We start from the raw sequence: 22,999 nt of genomic DNA, 5'->3' as shown, positions 1-22,999 counted from the left end.
GGCTCACACCTGAGCCGCCTCGGTGGTCCCGGAAGCCACACCCCCGGGATCTGCTCCACCGCGTCCCCGCCAGCGCCGCCGGATCGCACGCGGAGAACAACAAAGGCACCTGCCTCTCGTCCCCGACCAAGGTTGAGAGGCAGGTGCCGCCGTGTTTTTGTATTTGTCTCTAGGGGCGCGGGGAACTGCGCGAACAGTCACCCCCACCCACGGCTAGGTCCGGATCAGACCTGAGCCGCACTCCGCTTCCGGTTCCGCCGTGAAACCGTGAACCCGGTGCCCACAGCGGCCAGCGCAGCCGCCCCGAGCCCGGCCGACAGCAGCGCCGAGTCGTTCGACCCGGTCGACGTCGTGGAGGCCGTGTCGCTCACCGCGAAGCTGGTCACCGTGTCGCTGTTGTCGTACCGGTGGATCGGCTTCACCGAGGCGACCGAACCGTCGGCGTTCAGCAGCACCTGCTTGTTGTTCGGGTCCCAGAAGTCGAACGCCGAGGTCAGCGAGCCGGCCGAGGCGTCGAAGGACGCGTCGCCGAGGCGGCCCGTCTTCCAGTTGTCCTCGATGAACTTGGTGATCGAGGCCTGGGTGGTGAAGGTGTGGTCGACGCTGTTGGTCTTCGCGTAGGGCGAGATCACCAGCAGCGGCTGACGCGGGCCGGGGCCGCAGCGGTCCGCGTACCCGCCCAGCGGAGCGGTCTTCTTGGCGGTGGCGGCCGCCGTGCACGCCGCCGCGTCCTGCGCGGTGTCCGCGGAGCCGTTGGTCGGGGTGTGGTAGACGTGGTCGTACCAGCCGTCGGAGTCGTCGTAGGCGATCACGACGGCGGTCGAGGACCACTCCGGCGACTTCTGCAGCGTGTTGATCTGCTTGACCAGGAAGTTCTGCTCGTCGGTCGGGTCGGAGTAACCGGCGTGGCCGTCCTGGTACTCGGCGGCCTTGACGAAGCTCACCGCGGGCAGCTTGTCGGCGGTGACGGCCTGGTCGAAGTACGACAGGTCGTAGTTGTGGTTCGCCTGCCCGTTGTGGCCGATCTCGTTCAGGCTGGCCGGCAGGGTGTGGTGCGGGTTGGACGTCGAGGCGTAGTACGCGAACGGGTTGTGGTGCGCGCTGTAGTCCTCGGAGGCCGCGCCACCGATGTTGGTGTGCGTGTTGCCCGCGCACTTGGCGTAGGTACCGGCCGCGCCCGTGTAGGGGGTGCTCGGGGAGAAGCCGCCCTGGAACCAGCCCCAGGTGACGTTCTTCTTGTTCAGCAGGTCGCCGATGTTGGTGCCGGTCATCTCACCCAGCGCACTGGTGCTGGTGTGGTCCGTGTCCGCGCAGTCGTCGTAGGCCGGGTCCGGGTCACCGGTGATGGTGCCCACGCCCTGGGCGTTCGGCGAGTGCACCGTGTACGAGTCCGGGGTCGAGGTCTGCACCGGGTTGGTGGTGCTGCCGGTGCCGCTCACCGAGACCACGCCGTGGGTCTGGCCGGCGATCAGGTTGAGCGCACCCGGGGTCGACGGACCGTAGGTGTTGCTGAACGAGTTGTCGTTCAGGGTGTAGTTCTGCGCGTAGTTCCACAGCGCGGTGACCGTGTTGCCGTCGTAGTAGTCCATGCCCAGACCGGGCGCCGCGTACAGCCCGCCGGAGCAGGTGTCGTGGTCCGTGTTCTGGACGAACAGGTTGGCCAGGCCGCTGTTGTAGGCCAGCTGCTCCGGGCCGTAGTTGTGGTTCTGGTCGCACGTCAGAGCCTGCGCGGAGCTGAGCCGCTGCGGCGCGTACAGGTTCGGGTTGCTCGTCAGCAGACCCGAGTTGGTCAGGTTGTTGACCTTCTTCGGGGTGCTCTTGGCAGCCTTGAACGTCGTCCCGTCGGTGTTCGCCGCCTTCGGGTAGGTACCGAAGTAGTGGTCGAAGGAGACGTTCTCGTCATAGATGACCACGAGGTGCTTGATCGGGGTCGTCGTCGTCACATGGGTGGGACGCGGGTCCCCGCCGTGTCCATGGCCTCCGTCCCAGGCCCAGGCCGGAGAGGTCCCCGCCGCCGCCACCAGTGCCGCCGCGCCTACGAGGGCCGCCCATCGGGCGCCCCTCCTGCCACTAGTCACTATCGCCATAACGAGTCCCTCCGCAGGACAAGAAGACCGAGTTCGTTTCGTCCCGCATCCTCCGCCGCACGCACGTCCGGATGCGTGCCCGCAGATGACCGGAACGTGAACGCCATATGAGAAGACGATGAGTCAGTGCGCGTAGACCGCACCAGTATCCACAGAAGGCGACACCCGAGTCAGTGCTTTCAGCTCATCAGTGCGCTTCCGAAACTGTCCTTCGCATCACGCACGCCCGGCAGCACGAAGAAGTACCCGCCACCGAACGGCGTGATGTAGTCCACCAGCGGCTCACCCGCCAACTTCTTCTGCACGGCTATGAACTGACGGTCCAGATCCTGCTGGAAGGCGCAGAAGACCAGGCCCATGTCGAGGTTGCCGTTGCTGTCCGTGCCCCGGTCGTAGTTGAACCCGCGGCGCAGCATCCGCAGCGAGTCCGAGCCCGCGGTGCGCGGGTTCGCCAGCCGCATGTGGCTGTCCATCGGGATCACGTCGCCGGTCGGGTCCGCCGAGTAACGGGGGGCGTCCGTCTCCACCTGGCCGTCCAGCGGGGCCCCAGACTGCTTCACCCGACCGAACATCCGCTCCTGCTCGTTCAGCGACACCCGGTCCCAGAACTCCACCAGCATCCGGATCAACCGGACCGCCAGGTAGGAGCCGCCCTGTGCCCAGGCGGGCTCGCCCTGCGCCGGGGTCACCCAGACCACCTGGTCCATCGTCCGGGCGTCGTTGACATCGGGATTGGCCGTGCCGTCACGGAAACCCAGCAGGTTGCGCGGTGTGCCCGACGGCCGCGGCGGCGACGAGAAGCCGTCGATCCGCCAGCGCACCTGCATCGCCCCCCGGGTGTGCTGGGCCAGGTCGCGCAGGGCGTGCGCCACCGTGTCCGCGTTGTCCGCCCCCAACTGCAGCAGCAGGTCGCCCTGGCAGTACGCCGCGTCCAGGTCGTCGTCCGGGAAGGACTCCATCGGGCGCAGCAGCTTCGGCTTGCGGGCGGACAGCCCGAACCGGCCGTCGAACAGCGAGGAGCCCACCGCCAGGGTCACCGTCAGACCGTCCGCAGGCACCACCGGGCCCAGCACACCGGAGTCCGCCGGCGGCGCGCCGATGCCCAGCGGCTCCGGCACCCCGCCCGCCATCAGGAACCTGACCCGCTCGGTCAGCGTCCTCAGCAGCGCCGACAGCCCTGCCTTGTCCTTCGCCGTCACATCGAACGCGACGAACGCGGCGCAACGCTGCTTGTCCGTCAGCACACCGCTCTGGTGCACCCCGTGGAAGGCGAAGACGCCGTCGGCGCTCTCGCCCTGCGACGAGGCCGAAGCCGAGGGCGACGCCGCAGCCCCCGAGAGCCCCACCGCGGCGGCCCCGGCGGCTCCCGCCGCCACCGCACCGCGCAGCACCGACCGCCGGTCCACCTGTCCCGAACCAACCGTCACGACGTCCTCCGCACATCACACACAGCCGCCACCGGCGCCAACTCCGTCACCAACTCGCCGAACACCGCGTTCAGCTGCTCGCGCTCCGCCGTCGACAGCGTCGACAGGGGCACCCGGCCCAGCGTCGACAGCTCGTTCGACGCCGCCTTCATCGCCGTGTCGATCGCCGGCAGCGAGGGCATCCTGGTCACCAGCAGCGGCCGCAGCAGCGACAGCGACTCCGCCGTTCCCTGCAGGTTGGCCTGCGCCGTCGCCAGGTTCGATCCGCTCCCGTAGTCCGTCCGCGCCGTCAGCTCGAACTGGATCGTGTTCTCGACGATCTCGTGCGCCCGCAGCCCCAGGTCCAGCGGATCCATCTGCGCCTTCGCCCAGTCGGTCCTGAGTTGCTGCACGTCCTTGGTCAGCTGGGCCGCGACCGGGCGCAGCGACGCCGCCGACTGGCCGTGCCACAGCCCGTACTCGAGCCGGTGGAACCCGGTGAAGCCGGGGTCGGTCAGACCGCCCGGCAGGCCCATGGTGGTGCCGTTGATGCTGCCGTCCAGATCGCCGAAGGTCCCGTACGCGGCGCCGAGGCGCTCGTAGTCCAGGTGCGCCGGGAGCCAGGCCTTCTCGGCGGTGGCGACATCGCCGCTGTCCACCGCGGCCTGCAGTGCCTGCACCGCCGTGATCAGCGCCGGGAGCTGGGCGGCCACCCACTTCTGGTAGGCCAGCGTCGGCGGCACCAGGTCCTGCTGGGTCACCGGCACCACGGCCGGGGTATCCGTCCCGCCCGTGCCCGGGACCACCACGGTGGGCCCGGTGATGGTGTCGACGTCCTGCGGCAGGCAGGAGAAGGCGTACTTCCCGGCCGCCAGCCGCACCACCATCGACCGGGTGGTGCCGGGGCCGAGCTCCTCGACCTCGCCCAGCACCGCGCCGGTGGCGGGGTTCTTGAGGTAGGCCTCCTCGGACTGCGGGCCGGTGTTGCTCACCTCAAAGACCTGCAGGCCCGCCTGCGGCTTCGTCCAGCCGACCCCGCAGCCGCCGGGCGACACCTGCACCGTGGTGTGCGGCAGGCCGGGGTAGTCGTCGTTCACGGCGGCCGTCCTGGCCGGGGCGGATCCGCCGCACCCGCTGACGGCCGCGAGAGCGGCCACCGTCCCGGCTATCAGCCAGGGCCTGATCGACCCCAGCGGCCCTGTCGGCCCCGTCGGCCTCCGCACCACGCACCCCACAACCTGACAACCGCGCTCCGACCTGCATCCTCGACGCAGATGCTAGACATGTCGGACAGCCGACCGATAGCCCGGACGGAATCGGTCCCCAGAGTTCCGCGGGCGTTCACCTCTCGTATGCGTTCGGGAACGCTGCGGATTGTTCAAGGAACCGTCATCCGCACGACATCTGACGCTCCATGAGGGCTTCTTCACTACTCACCGGTAAGACCTACGCTCGGTGTTATGCGCCGAGCAAAAATCGTCTGTACTCTAGGGCCCGCCACCGACTCGTACGACCAGATCAAGACCCTGGTCGACGCCGGTATGGACGTGGCCCGCTTCAACCTCAGCCACGGCTCCTACGCCGAGCACGAGGAACGCTACCGCCGGGTCCGCAAGGCCGCCGACGAGACCGGCCGCAGCGTCGGCATCCTCGTCGACCTCCAGGGCCCCAAGATCAGGTTGGAAACATTCGCGGAGGGTCCGGTCCTCCTGGAACGCGGTGACGAGTTCACCATCACCACCGAGGACCACCCCGGCGACCGCAACGGCTGCGGCACCACCTACAAGGGCCTCAACGCCGATGTGACCCCGGGCGAACGCATCCTGATCGACGACGGCCGCGTCGCCCTCGACGTCGTCGCGGTGGACGGACCCCGGGTCCGCTGCACCGTGGTCGAGGGCGGCATGGTCTCCGACCACAAGGGCCTCAACCTTCCCGGTGTGGCCGTCAGTGTCCCCGCGCTCAGCGACAAGGACGTCGCCGACCTGCGCTGGGGACTCCGCATCGGAGCCGACATCGTCGCGCTCTCCTTCGTCCGCAGCGCCGCCGACATCGCCGACGTGCACGCGATCATGCGTGAGGAGGGACGTTTCGTCCCGGTCATCGCCAAGGTCGAGAAGCCCCAGGCGGTCGACAACCTCGAAGGCATCGTCAACGCCTTCGACGGCGTCATGGTCGCCCGCGGCGACCTCGGCGTCGAGATGCCGCTGGAGCAGGTCCCGCTGGTCCAGAAGCGGGCCATCAAGCTCTGCCGCCGCAACGCCAAGCCCGTCATCGTCGCCACGCAGATGCTCGACTCCATGATCAACGCCTCGCGCCCCACCCGCGCCGAGGCCTCCGACGTCGCCAACGCCGTCCTCGACGGCGCCGACGCGGTGATGCTCTCCGGCGAGACCAGCGTCGGCAAGTACCCCACCGAGACCGTCCGCACCATGGCCCGCATCGTCTGCGCCGCCGAGGAGGACATCATCGAGGCCGGGCTGCCGCCGCTCACCGAGAACAACAAGCCCCGCACCCAGGGCGGGGCCGTCGCCCGCGCGGCCGCCGAGATCGGCGACTTCCTGGGCGCCAGGTACCTGGTCGCCTTCACCCAGTCCGGGGACACCGCCCGGCGGCTGTCGCGCTACCGCTCGCCGATCCCGGTGCTGGCCTTCACCTACGAGCCGGCGGTGCGCAGCCAGCTGTCGCTGAGCTGGGGCGTGGAGACCTTCATGGGCCCGCTCGTGGAAACCACCGACGAGATGGTCGCCCAGGTCGACAACGCGCTGCTGGCCATCGGCCGCTGCGAGCGGGGCGACATCGTGGTCATCACGGCCGGCTCCCCGCCCGGCCTGGCCGGCTCCACCAACCTGGTCCGGGTCCACCACGTGGGCGAGGACGACAGCCCGCGGGACGTGACCGTCTGAGCCTTCGGGCAGAGCCGCAGGACGCGAACGTGACCGGGCCCGGTCGGTGAGTATCCCTCACCGACCGGGCCCGGCCTGTTGGCTGACTGTGCGTCAGCGGCGTGTGTCAGTGACCGCCCTCGTCCACCACGGCGACCTCGTCGATGTTGCGCTCGATGTCCTCACGCTTCAGGCCGACGGCGAGCGCCCAGTAGTAGACGGCCAGTGAGAAGACCGCGATGAGGCCCATGTCCCACCAGAGGTGGATGTGGCCCTCCGAGCCGACGCCGAAGCCGCCCTGCCAGGAGATGATCCCGATCCCGACCAGGTAGACCGGCAGCCACTGCGCCGCCTTCCAGTCCAGCTGCGGGGCGTTGGGCAGGTTCTTGGCCCGGGCGTACCAGGCGTAGGAGCCGAGGAGGAGGTAGCCCAGGATGATGGCCACTCCGAGCCGCCAGAGGGTGGCCCAGCCGGCCCAGTAGATGATCAGGCTGGCGATCACGAACGACACCGGGGCGATGACCTGCCCGGCGGGCAGCCGGTAGGGGCGCTCGCGGTCGGGCAGCTGCTTGCGCAGCACGCCGTAGGCCAGCGGGGCACCCGCGTACATCAGCACGCTGGCCGAGGTGATGAAGCTGACCAGCTGCTGCCAGCTGGGGAACGGCAGGAAGCAGATGACACCGGTGACGAAGGAGATGATCAGCCCGAACCACGGCACGCCGCGCTTGTCGGTCGCCTCGAACAGCTGCGGGGCGTAGCCGTTGCGGCTCAGGCCGTAGGAGATCCGGGAGGTCGAGGTGGTGTAGATCAGACCGGTTCCGGCCGGGGAGATGATCGCGTCCAGGTAGAGGATCCAGGCCAGCCAGCCCAGTCCGATCACGGTGGCGAGGCCGGCGAACGGGCCGCTGATCCCGGTGTAGGCGAGGTTCGCCCAGCCGTGCACGAAGGAGGAGCCGGGCAGCGCGCCGATGTAGACCACCTGCAGCAGCATGTAGATCAGCGCGCCGATCGCCACCGAGCCGAGGACGGCACGCGGGATGTCCTTCTTGGGGTTGCGGCTCTCGCCGGAGAGCTGGATCGCCTGCTCGAAGCCCAGCAGCGCGAAGATGATCCCGCTGGTGCTGATCGCGGCGAGGATGCCCTTGGCGCCGAACGGGGCGAAGCCCTGCGAGGTGAAGTTGCCGCCGTGGAAGTGCGTGATGGCCAGGACGAAGATGGCGAGCAGCGGGATCGCGATCTTCCACCAGGTCGCCGCGCTGTTGGTGTGGGCGAGCAGGCGCACACCGAGGAAGTTCACCGCGACGAACACGGCCATGAGTACGACGGCGATGACGAAGCCGGACAGCGTGAGCGTCCCGTTGGAGTGCTGGAAGCCGGACGCCCAGGACCAGTGCTGGGCGTACCCGATCATGGCCTCGACCTCGATCGGCGCGACGGTGGCCGCCTGCAGCCAGGAGAACCAGCCGAACGACATCCCGGCGAGGCCGCCGAAGGTGTAGTGCGGGTAGCGGGCGGTGCCGCCGGCCACCGGGAACATCCCGCCGAGCTCGGCGTGCACCAGCGCCAGCAGGACGATCGCGACCGCGCCGATCCCCCAGGAGATGATCGCCGCCGGCCCGGCGACCACGACGGCCTCCTTGGCCCCGAAAAGCCACCCCGAACCGATGATCGACCCGACGGACGCCCACATCAGTCCGATGAGGCCGATTTCCCGCCGCAGCGAGCGGTCACCGGTGTCGGGGGATTTGGACAACAGATCAGTGGGTGCCATGCGGGCGCCACCTCTCGACATAGCTGGCAGGGCAGGTGGGGTTGTTAAGCGGCCGTTAAGGGCTGGATCAGATTAGGTGCAGATTGCGCTCATGCATAGATGTCAGCACTGAATACTTGCGTTCTCTTGAGCTTCTTCACACCTGCTTCCCAGGAGAATCACCGGCCCGCACCCACAGCGGACAGGGGACATCACCCCTGGTGGCAGCCGCGTGGCAGGGCAGCGCTGGGCCGATCCTGGATGGAACGTGAACCAACTTGAAAACTTGAGCATTACTTGAGGAAAGTCGTCGAGGTCGGGATCCGGACATGGGTATGGCTATTGAATGATCGTCATCCCCGTCACCCCTATGCCCCGGTCGAACGATTCCATTCCCCGTGCGGCATGGTCAGTACTTGGCCCCGACATGCTCGTCCATCAACGCCACAGACGCCCTCCGCGCGACGGAGATGTTCAAGGTGTTCGCCTGCCGCCACTCGACGCCGAGGGAGTCGAGCGTGGCTGTATACAGCTGGCGGATGTCCGCGGACTTGTTGCTGAAGAAGTAGCGCGGGTACTCGTAGCGCCGCTCGCCGCTGGCAAGGGTTCGGACTGTCCAGTTGGTCACCCGGGCCCCGTCCGAGTGGATGAGGCCCCGGAGTAGGGGCCAGGGGTGGGCGCCGACGACCTCCTCCTGCCAGTCCGTCAGCCTGATCGAGCGGGCGTGCTTCGGTCCGGCTCCGTGCTGCGGGAAGAGGCAGGGCCAGTGCTTGCTGTAACTCCCGACACTGGTGCACCCCTTGCACTGCGTCCGTCCAACCTTGCTGTTGGGCATGACGTGAGTGAGGGCGTCGGCGCATGAGTCGATCAGACCCGGCCAGGCGTCTGCACAGGAGATGCGCATCGAGTAGACGCCCTTGCTGACATGGCTGATGCAGCCGTCGCCCAGGTAGAGGCCCAGGAGGTAGGAGTAGGCGGGGCGAGGAATCTCAGGCGCGAGGTGACCATTGGGAGCGGGGCATTCGCAGGTGACGCCGGGGAGCGGATCGAGGCGTTCGGTCCAGCTGCGGATTGCCGCGCGCGAGATACCGGTGGTGCGGCTCACCTGGTTGAGGCTCATGCCCGAGTTGAGGAGGGCCAGGGCATTGCGCCGGGTGGCTCGGTCGTACATGAGGCCGATGTTCGTGCGCCTGAGGCGCTGAGGCGCTCAGAATGCGAGACGGTCGCCTGATGTGATGAAGATCGCCAGAATGGAGCTGACCTTCGAATCAAAGGGGAAGTGCCCCGGGTCGGATTCGAACCGACACTGTACGGGTTTTGAATCCGTTGCCTGCTGCCAGTTGGGCTACCGGGGCCTACGGAATGAAGGTTCCCCCTCACCCGCTGCGCCTTAAACATACCGTGTCTAGGTAGGCTCTTGCACGTACCCCCGCGTCAACGAGGAGCACCGTGACCGCCGCCGACGAGCAGCACGAGCAGCATGTCCCGCCGACGACGACCCGTGTGGTCATCGCCGAGGACGAGGCATTGATCCGTCTCGACCTCAAGGAGATGCTCGAGGAGGAGGGCTACACCGTCGTGGGTGAGGCCGGGGACGGTGCCGAGGCGGTGAAGCTGGCGACCGAGCTCCGGCCCGACCTGGTGATCCTCGATGTGAAGATGCCGATCCTGGACGGCCTGTCCGCCGCCGAGCAGATCCACGAGGCGCACATCGCGCCCACCCTGATGCTCACCGCGTTCTCGCAGCGCGAGCTGGTCGACCGGGCGCGGGACGCCGGCGCCATGGCCTACATCGTGAAGCCGTTCAACAAGAGCGACCTGGTCCCCGCCATCGAGATGGCGGTCTCCCGCTACAGCGAGATGCGCGCGCTGGAGGAGGAGATCGCCGACCTCAGCCTCCGCCTCGACACCCGCAAGCTCGTGGACCGCGCCAAGAGCGTCCTGCAGACCAAGTTCGGCCTCACCGAGCCGGCCGCCTTCCGCTGGATCCAGAAGACGTCCATGGACCGCCGCATGACCATGAAGGCCGTCGCCGAGGCGGTCATCGAGGAGGGCGCAGCCCAGGACGCCAAGAAGAAGGCACCGGCGGCCCCGTCGGAACCGCCGGCGTCGGAGGCCTGAGGCGGCGCTCCCTGCCTGCAACGGCATTCGCCGTAGCACGACCGCACCCACCGTCTCCGGGGCTCCGCCCCGAAAGCAGCAACAAGCAGGAGCGGGGGCGGCCGGGCCCCGGCGCGAAGCGTCGGACGTGCGCCGGGGTTGGGCCGAACCGGGGTCACTTTCGGGACAAGGTGTCACTCGATCATGCCCAAATGCCCGAATTGACCCGACTCTCGCGTACCAGAAGTGACCCGACGTACCGAAAGTGACCCCAGTTCACCCGATCAGGGTGCAACCGTGGGCCGGGCAACCACGTGCTCTGCGGCATGAACGAACACGAACTGCGCCAGCACGCCCTGCGCCTCGGCGGCTTCCTGTCGGTCGATCGCGCGCGCAACATGGGCTGCTCCGAGCGGCAACTTCGCACGCTGCTGCGGGACTACGGCTGGTACCACCCGGAGCCCGGGCTGCTCGCTCCGCCTGGAGCGCCCTCAGCTCTGCCCCTGCTGCGGCTCAGGGCCGCCCAGGCCGCGAAGCCGCACCTCGTCGCGAGTCATCAGACCGCCGCCAGGCTGCACGGCATCACCGTCCTGCAGCGTCCGGGGGAGGCCGCCAGACCCATCGAGGCGACTGACCCCCGTCCCGAGCGGGCGCGCACGCGGGTCGCCGGGGTGCTCGTCCATCGCCTCCCGCTGGGGCCGCACGACTCGACCGCAGTGGAGGGCCTCCGCTGCACCACGATTCTCCGCACTCTGACCGACCTGCTCCGGAGCGAGCCGCGCAATACTGCGGTGGCTGCCTTGGACTCCGCACTGCATGCGGGACTGTGCACCGAAGCGGACGTGCGGGCGCACCTGGCCGGGGCGAGCAATCGACAGGCGACCAGCACTGCGCTCCGGTGGGTCGAACTCGCTGACGCCCGTAGCGAGTCTCCGCTGGAGACCGAAGCCAGACTGCTGATGTACGACGCCGATCTCCACCCGCGAACGCAGGCCGAGGTGGCGACGGCGGCGGGCGTCCGGCGAGTGGACTTTCTCTTCGACCGGGAGGGCCTGGCCGTGGAGGTCGACGGCGCTGAGCACCACTGGACGCCGGACGGCCAGCGACGTGATCTGCGCCGTTTCGGGCCCGGCCGCCCCGCTCCTGCTTGTTGCTGCTTTCGGGGCGGAGCCCCGGAGACGGTGGGGCAGATCGCGTTACGGCGAATGCCGTTGCAGGCAGGGAGCGTCCCTGCCTGCAACGGCATCCGAATCGCAACCGACGGTCCGTCAGTCCTCGCCGAGGTAGGCCTTCCGTACCGACTCGTCCGTCAGCAGGTCGGACCCCGTTCCGGAGAGGACGATGCGGCCGACCTCCATCACGTGGCCGGTGTCCGCCAAGGACAGGGCGGCCTGGGCGTTCTGCTCGACGAGCAGGATGGTGGTGCCCTGGTTACGGAGCTCGACGATGGTCGCCATGATCTTCTGCATCATGATGGGGGAGAGGCCCATGGAGGGTTCGTCCAGCATCAACAGCTTGGGCTGGGACATCAGTGCGCGTCCCATCGCGAGCATCTGCTGCTCGCCGCCCGACAGGGTTCCCGCCGCCTGCTTCCGGCGCTCGCCGAGGATGGGGAACAGGTCGTAGGCGCGTTGGACGTCGGCCTGGATGCCGTCCTGGTCCTTCCGGAGGAAGGCGCCGAGGAGGAGGTTCTCCTCGATGGTCATGCGCGGGAAGATGTGCCGGCCTTCCGGCGAGTGGGCCAGCCCCAGGGACACGATCTTGTGTGCGGGGACCGAGCCCAGCGGCTGCCCGTCGAAGCGGATGCTGCCGCCGATGGGCTTGAGCAGGCCGGAGAGGGTGCGCAGGGTGGTGGTCTTGCCGGCGCCGTTGGTGCCGATCAGGGTGACGACCTGGCCTGCCTCGACGGTGAAGGAGATGCCCTTGACCGCCTCGATCTTGCCGTAGGCCACGCGGAGGTCTTCGACCTCGAGCAGAGCGGTCACTGGTCCTCCTCAGGAGTGGCATCGGGAGTGGCATCAGGGGTGACGTCGGGAGTGGCGTCGGAGGCGGGAATGCTGCCGTCGGCCTCGCCGGCGGCGCCGGCGTCGGGGGTCGCCTCGTACGGGGTGCCCAGGTACGCGGCGATGACGCGTTCGTCGGCCTGGACCACCTCCGAGGTGCCCTCGACCAGTTTCTCGCCCTGGACGAGGACCGCGACGCGGTCGCAGAGGTTGAAGATGAACCGCATGTCGTGCTCGATGACCAGCACGGCGATGCCGCGGTCGCGGATCGCGAAGACCAGTTCCTCCGTCGCCCGGGTCTCCTGCGGGTTCATGCCCGCGGTGGGTTCGTCGAGCAGCAGCAGGCCGGGTTCGCTGGCGAGGGCGCGGGCGATCTCGAGCTTGCGCTGCTCGCCGTAGGGGAGGTTGCGGGCGAGGTGTCCCGCCTTGCGGGCGAGGCCGGTGAACTCCAGCAGGGCCATGGCCTTCTCGCGGGACTCGGCCTCCTCGCGGCGGTAGCCGGGGCCGCGGAGGATGGCGGAGATGATGCCTTCCTTGGTGCGGGTGTGGCGACCGACGAGGACGTTCTCCAGGACCGTCATGTTGTGGAACAGCCGGATGTTCTGGAAGGTGCGGGCCATGCCGGCCTGGGTGACCTTGAAGGGCTTGGGCGGCAGCACCGTGCCCTTGTAGGTGACCTGTCCCTCGGTGGGGATGTACAGGCCGGTAAGGCAGTTGAAGAAGGTGGTCTTGCCGGCTCCGTTGGGGCCGATCAGGCCGATGATCTCACCGGTGTTGACGGTGAGGTCGACGTTGTTGACGGCGGTCAGGCCGCCGAACCGCATGATGACGCCACGGGCTTCGAGGAGCGGGGTGCCGGTGGCGGGGGAGTTGCTGGAGCTGTTCTCCAGGGTGATGTCGGTCATCTGGTTCACGCCCCTGCGGTGCTGAGTTCGGCGGCGGATTCGGTCTCGTCCTCGTGGAACTCCAACTGCCGCTGCTTGTTGGCGATCAGGCCCTCGGGCCGGAACCGCATGAACAGGATCAGCGCGATGCCGAACAGCAGGAGCTGGTAGCTCTGCAGGAACTGCAGCTTCGCCTGGAGGAGGTAGAAGAGCGCGGCACCGATCAGCGGACCGGTGACGGTGCCCATGCCTCCGATGACGACGGCGGCGAGCAGGAAGGCGGAGTTCGGCGGTACCGGTCCGGCGAAGACGAAGGGGTCGGGGACGACGCTGAAGCCGACGTGCGCCATGACGGTACCGGCGAGTCCGGCCAGGGTGGCGCCGAGGGCGAAGGCGAGCAGCTTGAAGCGGAAGGCGTTGATGCCCATGGCGGTGGCTGCGGTCTCGTCCTCGCGGATGGCGACCCAGGCGCGGCCGATGCGGGAGCTGCTGGAGCGGCTGAAGACCAGCACGATGATGGCGATGAACACCAGCATCAGTTCGAAGTAGTTGGCGAACCGGCCGAGGGTGATGCCGCCGATGGTGTGGGCGTTCCCGAGGTTGAAGCCGAAGATGCTGAGGTCGGGGATGTTGGGGATGCCGTTGGGGCCGCCGGTGACGTTGGGGCCTGATACGCCGTCCAGGTTGTTGACGACGATGCGGAAGATCTCACCGAAGCCGAGGGTGACGATGGCGAGGTAGTCGCCACGGACCCGCAGGGTGGGGGCGCCGAGGATGACCCCGAAGATGCCGGACACTGCCGCGCCGGTGATCGCCGCCGCCCAGAACGGGAAGGTGACGTGCAGCGACGAGGTGGCGGCCCCGGAGACCAGTGCTCCGGTGTAGGCGCCGACGCCGAGGAAGGCCACGTAGCCGAGGTCGAGCAGTCCGGTGAGGCCGACGACGACGTTGAGGCCGAGGGCGGTGGCGCCGAAGATCAGCAGGTTCACGCCGATGGAGGCGTTGGCGTCGCTGTTCTGGGTGAAGGGGAAGATCGCGGCGGCGACGAAGGCGCCGACGGCGGTGAAGACGCGGTGCCTGCTGGTGATGTCGGTGAGTCGGCCGAGGGCACCGGAGCGGCTGAGCGCCCAGGCGGCGAAGACGGCGGTGATGAGGAAGCCGCCGAAGAGTTCGCCGTAGCTGGTGTCGATGCCGAAGGTGAAGATGCCCAGGCCGAGGGCGAGGGCCAGAGTGATGATCAGGAGTTCGACGGCTACCGGCAGTGCGGGTGCGGGTCTGAGGTCGGGGCGCTTGCCCGGGTAGCCGACGACGCGCTTGAGCGGGTTGTCCGCGTCCGCGGCGACGCCGTCGCGGGGCAGGCCCAGGGCGCCGAGCAGGGCGACCAGGGAGGCGATGCCCGCGACCCAGCCACCGCTGGCGAGGTTGGCGAGGCCGCCGAGTTCGTCCGCGATGGCGATGAGGGTGAACCAGGTGGTCGCCAGGGCGCCGAAGGCGACGATGACGGTGGCGCCCTCGGCGCCGCCGGGGGCGAGCCAGCGCAGCCCCGGGACGCGGTAGCCGGTCAACGCGTAGAGCAGCACCAGGAGGCCGGCGACGAGGGTGACCCACTGCAGGCCGCCGGGGTATCCGTTGACGGTGAGGTCGCCGGGGAACGCGGAGCTGTAGGTCCAGGCGAGGAAGGCGGACGCGGCGGTGGCCAGTCCGCCGACGGCGGCGAGTCCGCGGGCGGCGGCTTCCGGCAGTGGCAGCGCGGGGCGCAGGGCCGGTGTCTGCTGCGTGTTGATGGTGTCGGTCATGTCGTTCACGCCCTGTCCGCGACGCGTTCGCCCAGTAGGCCTTGTGGTCTGACCATGAGCACGAGGATGAGGATGACGAAGGCCCAGACGTCCTGCCAGGCGCCGCCGCCGAACTGGCTCATGCCGGGGATCTTCTCTATGTATCCGGCGGCGAGGGATTCGGCGACGCCGAGCACGATGCCGCCGAGCATGGCGCCGTAGATGTTGCCGATGCCGCCGAGGACGGCGGCGGTGAAGGCCTTGAGGCCGGCCACGAAGCCCATGTCGAAGGAGACCTGGCCGTAGCGCAGGCCGTGGGCGACGCCGGCGACGGCGGCGAAGGTGGCTCCCAGGATGAAGGCGATGACGATGACGCGGTCGGTGTCGATGCCCATGAGCTTGGCGGTGTCCGGATCCTGCGCGGTGGCCTGCATGGCGCGGCCGGTGCGGGTGCGCTGGACGAAGTAGGCGAGGAAGAGCATCGAGGCCACGGCTGCGACCACGACGAAGATGTCCGCCGACTGGAAGGTGATGGAACCCAGGTGGAACGGGCCGCCGGGGAGCGAGGGGAAGACCCGGGGCGACTTGGCCTTGGGGTAGAAGCCCCAGACGAGTTGCTGCAGGGTGATGGAGAGCCCGATCGCGGTGATCAACGGTGCGAGGCGCGGCGCGTTGCGCAGTGGCCGGTAGGCGAAGCGCTCGGCGAGAACGGCGATGACCGTGGCGGTGACGATGCCGCCGAGGAGCATCAGGGGGAGTGCGATCCACATGGAGGTGCCCGAGCCGAGGCCCAGGTACACGGTGAGGGCGCCGAAGCCCCCGGTCATGAAGATCTCGCCGTGGGCGAAGTTGATGAGCTGGACGATGCCGTAGACCATCGTGTAGCCGACGGCGATGAGTCCGTAGGTTGCGCCGAGAAGCAGGCCGTTGGCTAGGTTTTGCGGCAGTTCGTGCACCGCAGGCCTCCGTTGTCAGGGGCGGGTGAGCCGGAAATGGGCGTGGGTACGGGATGCGCGGGTGCGGGAGCGCGGGTACCGGAAACGTGGGCCGATGTGGCACCGCACGGGGGCGCCTGACCTGCTGCGCCCCCGCGCGGTGCTTGTGCTGTACGGGTGTTGACGGTGTGTCAGCCGGAGAAGGTGCCGGTCTTGACGGTGGCCCAGGCGCCGTTCTTGACGCCGTAGACGGTGAGCTGCTTGTTGGTGGCGTCGCCGTACTGGTCGAAGGAGACCGTGCCGGTCACGCCGCTGAAGTTGACGCTGCCCATGGCGGTCTCGACGGCCTGGCGCGGGTTGGCCGGGAGCTTGCCGCTGTTGGCGGCGGCGACGGCCTTCACGGCCTCGATGATCGCCCACGCGCTGTCGTAGGAGTAGCCGCCGTAGGCCGCGTAGGGGTCCTTGTAGCCGGCTGCCTTGTAGTCGGCGACGAACTTGGTGGCGGACGGCAGGGTCTCGACCGGGGCGCCCACGGAGGTCGCGTAGTCGCCGTTGGCGGCGGCACCGGCGAGCTGGATGTAGGTCGGGTCGTACATGCCGTCGCCGCCGATGAGCGGGACGTTGTAGCCGGCTGCCTTGAGCTGCTTGGTGAGCGGACCCGAGTCGGGGTACTCGCCACCGAAGTAGACGAAGTCGGCCTTGGAGTTCTTGATGGCGGTGACGGTGGAGGAGAAGTCGTTGGCGCCGCTGGTGACGTGGTCCTGGCCGACCACGGTGCCGCCGAGCTTGGTGAACTCGTCCTTGAAGGTCGCAACCAGGCCGACGCCGTAGGTCAGCTTGTTGTCGACCAGGAACACCTTCTTCTTGTTGAGGGTGCTGTAGGCGAACTGGGCCGCGAAGGGGCCCTGGATGGCGTCGGTCGTGGCGGTGCGGAAGTACGACTTGAACGGGCGGGTCTTGGTGCCGGTCGCCCAGTTCGGGCCCTGGGTCAGGGCGGGGTTGGTGTTCGCGGGGGAGACCTCGACCAGGTTGGCCTCGTCGAAGATCTTCTGCATGGAGACGGCGACGCCGGAGTTCAGCGGGCCGACGACGCCGATGACGTTGCTGTCCGCGACCAGGGCGGTGGCGTTCTGCTGGCCCTGCTGGGGCGACTTCTTGTCGTCCAGTGCCGAGATCTTGAAGGTGACGCCGGGCACCTCGTGCGTGGAGTTGGCGGTCTTGATCGCCAGGTCCACGGAGTTCTGGATGCCCAGGCCCAGGGCCGACAGCGAACCGGTCAGAGGGGCGTCCACGCCGATGGTGACGGTGGTGGACCCGGCGGCGGCGCTGGAGCTCCCACTCGAGCTGGAGCCGCTGTTGGCGCGCGATCCGCACGCGGTGAGGCTGAGGGCGCCGGTTACGGCAAGAGTGGTGACGATGAGAAGCGAACGGTTTCGCACGATCAGTCCTTTCCTCTGGGCGAGGGTCGAACCGCGCGCAGGCCCCGACCTGTCGATCCGATGGCGCGGTGACTGGCCGTGACTCTAGGCCCCCACCAGGGGCTTCGGCAGAGCCAACGCGCACTGTGTGATGGTCTTGTTATGACCTGAGGAAAACTTGAGGCTTGATCCGGCCACCACCGTTCGGGGTGGGATTTCGCCCTGATTCCGGTCGCCGAACCGCAAATCCGATGATCGCCCAGCTCAGCCTGGTGATGTGACCACGGTGGACGGGACGGGCGGGAGCGAAGCGGGGGTTCGGCCGCAGCGCACGTCGATCTCGCGGCTGAGATCGTCGCCGTAGTTTTCACCGAGGATTTCGCTTTGCGTCTGTATTGCGCGCAGGTTACTCAACGTTACGTCGACGAAAGGCAGCTGGTCCCGCGCGGGCGTCCTGGCGCAGTCGCGGACGTCGGCCAGTACCAGCACGATCCGGGTTTCGGCCGGTAGGACGACGATCGGCAGCGGATCCTCGGTGGTGACCTGAAGTCCGGCGTAGGGCTGGGCGATGTGATGGATCGTCACCGGATCGGAGTCCCGGTCGACGAAGGACAGCAGGAATGCGAACCGGCTGCTTCGCGGGTCGTTGCCGGGGGCCATGCCGGCGTAGTGCACATCGGTGATCTGCGCGGGCCAGGGGACGGGACCGCGGGTCTGCCCGGCCTGGGGGCGATGGCGCGGGATGTCGCCGACGGTCGCCAGGGCGAGTGCGCCGGCCGCCGCGAGGATCGCCGCCGTGAGCAGTCCGCGGCGCAGGGGCCGGCCGAGACCGTGCCACCAACTGCTCAGCCGCCGCTCGACGCCGAACTCCGTCGGCTCGTTGACCTGCAGCTCCGCAGGCATGGTTGACGAGTCGTCAGCCGACTCCAGCGGACCGACGCCGCCGACCGGCTCGGGCCGCTCGGGCCGTTCGGGCCGCCCGCGACCACCGGTCATCGCCCGCACCCCCTCGTCGAGGCGGGCGATGCCCGGTGCCGTACCGGGGCGGACCCGCACGGCCATGGTGCCCCCGCGCCGCCCGGGCCGCGCGGGTTTCGGCACTCAGGTGTCGCGGAGCATGCAGGTGAGCCTGCAACTGGTGATGCGCCGGCCCTGGTCGTCGGTGACGGCGATCTCGTAGGTCGCGGCGGTGCGGCCCTTGAAGACGGCGGTGGCGACACCGGTGACCAGTCCGGAGGTGGCCGAGCGGTGGTGGGTGGCGTTGAGGTCGACGCCGACGGCGTAGCGGCCGGGGCCGGCGTGCAGCATCGCGCCGACCGAGCCCAGGGTCTCCGCGAGGGCCGCCGAGGCGCCGCCGTGCAGCAGGCCGTAGGGCTGCTGGTTGCCCTCGACCGGCATGGTGCCGACGACCCGGTCGGGGGAGGCCTCGACCACCCTGATCCCCAGCCGCTCGCCGAGGTGGCCGCCGGAGAAGGTGCTCAGGTCCACGCCCAGTTTGGTGAAGTGGTCGATCACGTCCTGCGGGATCTTGAAGGCGGGACCGGGCTCAGGGGGCCGCTCGGACATGGTGCTCCTGACGTCGTTGTACGGGACTGCCTGTGATCGTACGACTCCCTTCGGCGGCGTTGATGGGGGGCACTGTCAGTGGCGGGCCATAGGATTTCGTTCGGCAGTGGCAGGCAGCTGGGCGTGGACGGAAGAAGTGGTGGCAGGCATGGCGAGTACGACCGGAAGCAACGGCAAGGCGGCGAAAGGGGCGGCCCGGCCCAGGCTGCTGCTGCTCGACGGCCACTCCATGGCGTACCGGGCCTTCTACGCCTTCCCCGCGGAGAACTTCGCCACCTCGACCGGGCAGCCCACCAACGCGGTGTACGGCTTCGCCTCGATGGTCGCCAACATCCTGCGCGACGAGGCGCCGACGCACTTCGCGGTGGCCTTCGACGTGTCCAGGAAGACCTTCAGGGCCGGGATCTACCCGGAGTACAAGGCGACCCGCTCGGCCTCCCCGGAGGAGTTCCGCGGCCAGGTCGAGCTGGTCAGCGAGCTGCTGGACGCGATGAAGGTGCCGCATCTGCGGCTGGCCGAGTTCGAGGCCGACGACATCATCGCCACGCTGGCCACCCGCGCCGCCGCCGACGGCTTCGAGGTGCTGATCCTCACCGGTGACCGCGACGCCCTGCAGCTGGTCACCGACGACGTCACGGTCCTCTACCCGACCAAGGGCGTCTCCGAGATGACCCGCTACACCCCCGAGAAGGTGTTCGAGAAGTACGGGGTCACCCCGGCCCAGTACCCCGACCTGGCGGCGCTGCGCGGTGACCCGTCCGACAATCTGCCCGGTATCCCCGGGGTGGGGGAGAAGACCGCCGCCAAGTGGATCGGCCAGTACGGCTCCTTCGCCGAGCTGGTCGAGCACGCCGACGAGGTCAAGGGCAAGATCGGCGAGAAGCTGCGGGCCGGCCTGGACGCGGTGAAGCTCAACCGCGAGCTCACCGAGCTGATCCGGGACGTCGAACTCCCGCTCGGTGTGGACGAGTTGGGTCGCAACCCGTACGACAGGGAGGCCACCCTGCTGCTGCTGGACACCCTGGAGTTCCGCAACCAGGCGCTGCGCGACCGCCTGTTCGCGGTGGATCCGGGGGCCGGCGAGGGCGCCGAGGGCGCGCCGACCGCGACCGGGCCCGGTATCGAGGTCGACGGCGAGCTGCTGACCGACGACGGCGCCCTGGCGGCCTGGCTGGCCGAGCACGCCTCCGGCGCCGTCCGCACCGGGCTGGCCGCCGACTACAGCTGGGCGCTGGGCGAGGGCTCCGTCAGCGCGGTGGCACTGGCCGTCGAGGGCGGTCCGGCCGCCTGGCTGGACCCGGCGGTGCTGGCCGAGGCCGACGAGCGCGCCTTCGCCGACTGGCTGGCCGACCCCGAGCGCCCCAAGGCGCTGCACATCGCCAAGCAGGTGATGCGGGCCTTCGCCGAGCACGGCTGGCGGATCGAGGGCGTCACGGCCGACAGCGCCCTGGCCGCCTACCTGGAGAAGCCCGGGCGCCGCACCTTCGGCCTGGACGTGCTGGCCGAGGAGTACCTGGGCCGCCAGCTGGACGCCGGCACCGCCGCCGACAGTGGCCAGCTGGCCTTCGGCGACGAGTCCGGCGACGCCGAGGACCAGGCGCTGGCCGCCGCCCAGGCGCTGATGGTGCAGGCCCGCACAGTGCTGGACCTGGCCGAGGTGTTCGAGACCCGGCTGGCCAAGGACGGCGCGCTGGAACTGATGCGCGAGGTCGAACTGCCCATCGCCGCGCTGCTGGCGCGGATGGAGCGGGCCGGCATCGCCGCCGACCTGGACTGGCTCACCCAGCTGGAGATCCAGTTCGGCGCCGCGGTGCAGCAGGCGGTGAAGGAGGCACACGCGGCCGTCGGCCACGAGTTCAACCTCGGCTCGCCCAAGCAGCTCCAGGAGATCCTCTTCAACGAGCTGGAGCTCCCCAAGACCAAGAAGATCAAGACCGGCTACACCACCGACGCCGACGCACTGACCTGGCTGGCCGGGCAGACCACCCACGAGCTGCCGGTGATCCTGCTGCGGCACCGGGACCAGACCCGGCTGCGCAGCACCGTCGAGGGCCTGATCAAGACGGTGGCCGCGGACGGCCGGATCCACACCACCTTCAACCAGATGGTCGCCGCCACCGGCCGGCTCTCCTCCACCGAGCCCAATCTGCAGAACATCCCGGTGCGGACCGAGGAGGGCCGGATGATCCGCCGGGCCTTCGTCGTCGGCGCCGGCTACCAGGAGCTGCTGACCGCCGACTACAGCCAGATCGAGCTGCGGATCATGGCGCACCTGTCCGAGGACGCGGCGCTGCTGGCCGCGTTCTCCAGCGGCGAGGACCTGCACACCACCGTCGGCTCCCAGGTGTTCGCGGTGGAGCCGCCGCAGGTCGACGCGGAGATGCGGCGCAAGATCAAGGCGATGTCGTACGGACTGGCGTACGGGTTGTCAGCCTTCGGCCTGTCCCAGCAGCTGAACATCGCCACCGGCGAGGCGCAGCGGCTGATGGACACCTACTTCGAGCGCTTCGGCGGGGTGCGGGACTATCTGCGGCGGGTGGTCGACGAGGCCCGCAACACCGGCTACACCGAGACCGTGCTGGGCCGCCGGCGCTACCTGCCGGATCTGACCAGCGACAACCGGCAGCGGCGGGAGATGGCGGAGCGGATGGCGCTGAACGCGCCGATCCAGGGCTCGGCCGCGGACATCGTGAAGATCGCCATGCTGAAGGTGGACACGGCGCTGACCGGCGCCGGACTGTCCTCACGGATGCTGCTGCAGGTTCATGACGAGATCGTGCTGGAGGTGGCTCCGGGGGAACGGGAGGCGGTGGAGGAGCTGGTGCGGCGGGAGATGGCGGCGGCGTACCCGTTGGCTGCGCCGTTGGATGTTTCCGTGGGGGTCGGACGGGACTGGGAGACGGCGGCGCACTAACGTTCCGTCAGGTTCGGGAGGGTTCTGAGGGGTGTCTGGCTGCGGACCGTAGTGGGCTTGTCGCGCAGTTCCCCGCGCCCCTAGGGGGCTGCAACTGACCCACAGTGGGCATGTTGCACCTACCTAGGGGCGCGGGGAACTGCGCGACCAGCCAGGCAGTGCCGCACCCGAGATCCCCGGGTAGAACCTGTTCTCATTTCGCGGCCCCCGCGTTACCGTGCGGGGCGGCGAGACGAGGGAGGTGGCCGATGCGTGCACTGCTGGCTGCGGCGATCGGGGTGGCGGTCGCCCTGGGTGTGGCCCTGGTGATGGTGCCGTTGGCGCACCAGGGCGGTCCGACCTCGCCCAAGCCCCTGCTGACCAGCGCTCCGGCGCATCCGTAGGGGGGCGGGCCCGCCGATGCGACGTCGTCTGAGCCTGGTCCTGGTCGCCCTCGCCGCCTTCCTGGCGGTGCTGGGTCCGATGGTGCGCTGGTACGACTATCCACGCGTGGTCGAGGTGCCCGCCGACCAGTACCAGACCGTGGTGCTGCAGGCGAAGGACGCCACCCTGATCGACTACAGCACCCTCACCGGCGTCCCGCACCAGACCGTCACCATCGTGCAGACGCTCAAGGGCGACACCGCCGCGGCCGCCGCCGAGAAGAAGCGCACCGGCCGCGACGTCGTGGTCTGGGACGGCCTCTCCTACGTGCTGGGCACCGACGGCAAGATGATCTCCAGCATCCCCGAGGTCTACGTCTTCGACGCGCACACCCAGGAGCCGGTGCACTGCTGCGGGGAGAGCGTCGACGGGGACCCGGTGACCCGTACCGGCATCGAGTACAAGTTCCCCTTCGACACCCAGCCCAGGGACTACCAGTACTACGACCCGCAGACCCGCACCTCCGCGCCCATCCTCTACCAGGGCACCCGGGAGTACCGGGGGATGAAGGTCTACTACTTCACCCAGACCATCCCCTGGACCCGGGTCGTCTTCCCGAAGACCATGCCGGCCGGGATCACCGGCCTGACCCCGGCGAGCATCACCGCCCTCGGCTACCAGCGCTGGTACACCACCACCCGCGAGTTCTGGGTGGACCCGGTGACCGGCGCTCCGGTCAACGGCGAGGAGCAGCACCACGAGGAGCTGCGCTTCGCCAAGGGCAGCGGCAAGGCGCCGGTCACCGTCTTCGAGGGCGACGTCAAGATCCGCCCCGACTACCTGGACGCGACGTTCCGGCAGATCAGCTCCCAGCGGCAGCTGGTGCTGGGCATGACCACCTACCTCCCCTGGG

16 protein-coding genes, 1 tRNA gene and 1 pseudogene are annotated in these 22,999 nt (G+C 69.0%); 5 read left to right on the top strand and 13 right to left on the bottom strand.

Annotated features, from left to right (window positions below; genetic code table 11):
* Nucleotides 1-224 precede the first annotated feature (224 nt).
* From ABUW04_RS34415 to ABUW04_RS34405, 3 genes are all read right to left on the bottom strand, one after another.
* Entirely contained in the window at nt 225-2,087 is a 1,863-nt protein-coding gene (locus ABUW04_RS34415) for a phospholipase C (protein WP_380568347.1), read from the bottom strand.
* Between the two features lie 179 nt (nt 2,088-2,266).
* Entirely contained in the window at nt 2,267-3,514 is a 1,248-nt protein-coding gene (efeB, locus tag ABUW04_RS34410) for an iron uptake transporter deferrochelatase/peroxidase subunit (protein ID WP_380568346.1), read from the bottom strand.
* Nucleotides 3,511-4,590, bottom strand: a complete 1,080-nt coding sequence (locus tag ABUW04_RS34405) for an EfeM/EfeO family lipoprotein (RefSeq protein ID WP_380568345.1) — start codon at nt 4,588-4,590, stop codon at nt 3,511-3,513. The genes efeB and ABUW04_RS34405 overlap by 4 nt, the downstream gene beginning before the upstream one ends.
* Before the next feature lie 363 nt (nt 4,591-4,953).
* Here ABUW04_RS34405 and pyk point away from each other — a divergent pair, with 363 nt between their 5' ends.
* Nucleotides 4,954-6,399, top strand: a complete 1,446-nt coding sequence (pyk, locus tag ABUW04_RS34400) for a pyruvate kinase (protein ID WP_030248262.1) — start codon at nt 4,954-4,956, stop codon at nt 6,397-6,399.
* A 106-nt stretch (nt 6,400-6,505) separates the two neighbouring features.
* On the opposite strand, the gene ABUW04_RS34395 is transcribed toward pyk, so the two are convergent.
* The 3 genes from ABUW04_RS34395 to ABUW04_RS34385 all read right to left on the bottom strand — a co-directional run bounded on the left by ABUW04_RS34395 (nt 6,506) and on the right by ABUW04_RS34385 (nt 9,483).
* A complete protein-coding gene (locus tag ABUW04_RS34395; RefSeq protein ID WP_380568344.1) occupies nt 6,506-8,149 on the bottom strand; it encodes an APC family permease in 1,644 nt (547 codons plus the stop codon).
* A 388-nt stretch (nt 8,150-8,537) separates the two neighbouring features.
* A complete protein-coding gene (locus ABUW04_RS34390) occupies nt 8,538-9,299 on the bottom strand; it encodes a transcriptional regulator (RefSeq protein WP_380568343.1) in 762 nt (253 codons plus the stop codon).
* 109 nt (nt 9,300-9,408) lie between these two features.
* Nucleotides 9,409-9,483: transfer RNA gene (locus tag ABUW04_RS34385), tRNA-Leu, on the bottom strand.
* A 94-nt stretch (nt 9,484-9,577) separates the two neighbouring features.
* Here ABUW04_RS34385 and ABUW04_RS34380 point away from each other — a divergent pair.
* Nucleotides 9,578-10,249 carry an ANTAR domain-containing response regulator gene (locus tag ABUW04_RS34380; protein WP_380568342.1) on the top strand — a complete coding sequence of 224 codons (672 nt, stop codon included), beginning with the start codon at nt 9,578-9,580 and terminating at the stop codon, nt 10,247-10,249.
* A gap of 1,247 nt (nt 10,250-11,496) precedes the next feature.
* On the opposite strand, the gene ABUW04_RS34375 is transcribed toward ABUW04_RS34380, so the two are convergent.
* The 7 genes from ABUW04_RS34375 to ABUW04_RS34345 all read right to left on the bottom strand — a co-directional run bounded on the left by ABUW04_RS34375 (nt 11,497) and on the right by ABUW04_RS34345 (nt 18,809).
* Nucleotides 11,497-12,213, bottom strand: a complete 717-nt coding sequence (locus tag ABUW04_RS34375) for an ABC transporter ATP-binding protein (protein WP_030248253.1) — start codon at nt 12,211-12,213, stop codon at nt 11,497-11,499.
* On the bottom strand, nt 12,210-13,136 hold the full coding sequence (locus ABUW04_RS34370; protein ID WP_380568341.1) for an ABC transporter ATP-binding protein: 927 nt from the start codon (nt 13,134-13,136) through the stop codon (nt 12,210-12,212). The genes ABUW04_RS34375 and ABUW04_RS34370 overlap by 4 nt, the downstream gene beginning before the upstream one ends.
* Before the next feature lie 5 nt (nt 13,137-13,141).
* Nucleotides 13,142-14,911, bottom strand: coding sequence for a branched-chain amino acid ABC transporter permease (locus ABUW04_RS34365; RefSeq protein ID WP_037594005.1), 1,770 nt, complete (start codon nt 14,909-14,911; stop codon nt 13,142-13,144).
* A 5-nt stretch (nt 14,912-14,916) separates the two neighbouring features.
* Complete coding sequence (locus ABUW04_RS34360) at nt 14,917-15,846, bottom strand: branched-chain amino acid ABC transporter permease (protein ID WP_030248247.1); 930 nt, start codon at nt 15,844-15,846, stop codon at nt 14,917-14,919.
* A 170-nt stretch (nt 15,847-16,016) separates the two neighbouring features.
* Nucleotides 16,017-17,264, bottom strand: a complete 1,248-nt coding sequence (locus ABUW04_RS34355) for a branched-chain amino acid ABC transporter substrate-binding protein (protein WP_030248245.1) — start codon at nt 17,262-17,264, stop codon at nt 16,017-16,019.
* Between the two features lie 243 nt (nt 17,265-17,507).
* Complete coding sequence (locus ABUW04_RS34350; RefSeq protein WP_380568340.1) at nt 17,508-18,305, bottom strand: hypothetical protein; 798 nt, start codon at nt 18,303-18,305, stop codon at nt 17,508-17,510.
* A gap of 39 nt (nt 18,306-18,344) precedes the next feature.
* On the bottom strand, nt 18,345-18,809 hold the full coding sequence (locus ABUW04_RS34345; protein ID WP_051724735.1) for a PaaI family thioesterase: 465 nt from the start codon (nt 18,807-18,809) through the stop codon (nt 18,345-18,347).
* A gap of 148 nt (nt 18,810-18,957) precedes the next feature.
* Here ABUW04_RS34345 and polA point away from each other — a divergent pair, with 148 nt between their 5' ends.
* From polA to ABUW04_RS34330, 3 genes and pseudogenes are all read left to right on the top strand, one after another.
* Nucleotides 18,958-21,723, top strand: coding sequence for a DNA polymerase I (gene polA / locus ABUW04_RS34340; protein WP_380568339.1), 2,766 nt, complete (start codon nt 18,958-18,960; stop codon nt 21,721-21,723).
* Nucleotides 21,724-21,971: 248 nt separating this feature from the next.
* Complete coding sequence (locus ABUW04_RS34335; protein ID WP_157623503.1) at nt 21,972-22,106, top strand: SPW_0924 family protein; 135 nt, start codon at nt 21,972-21,974, stop codon at nt 22,104-22,106.
* Nucleotides 22,107-22,122: 16 nt separating this feature from the next.
* Nucleotides 22,123-22,980, top strand: a pseudogene (locus ABUW04_RS34330) (DUF3068 domain-containing protein); the annotation flags it as partial.
* Nucleotides 22,981-22,999 lie beyond the last annotated feature (19 nt).

Origin of the sequence: Streptacidiphilus jeojiensis, assembly GCF_042510965.1 — a bacterium.
GTDB lineage: Bacteria > Actinomycetota > Actinomycetes > Streptomycetales > Streptomycetaceae > Streptacidiphilus > Streptacidiphilus jeojiensis.
This window is presented reverse-complemented; position numbering and strand designations above follow the sequence as displayed.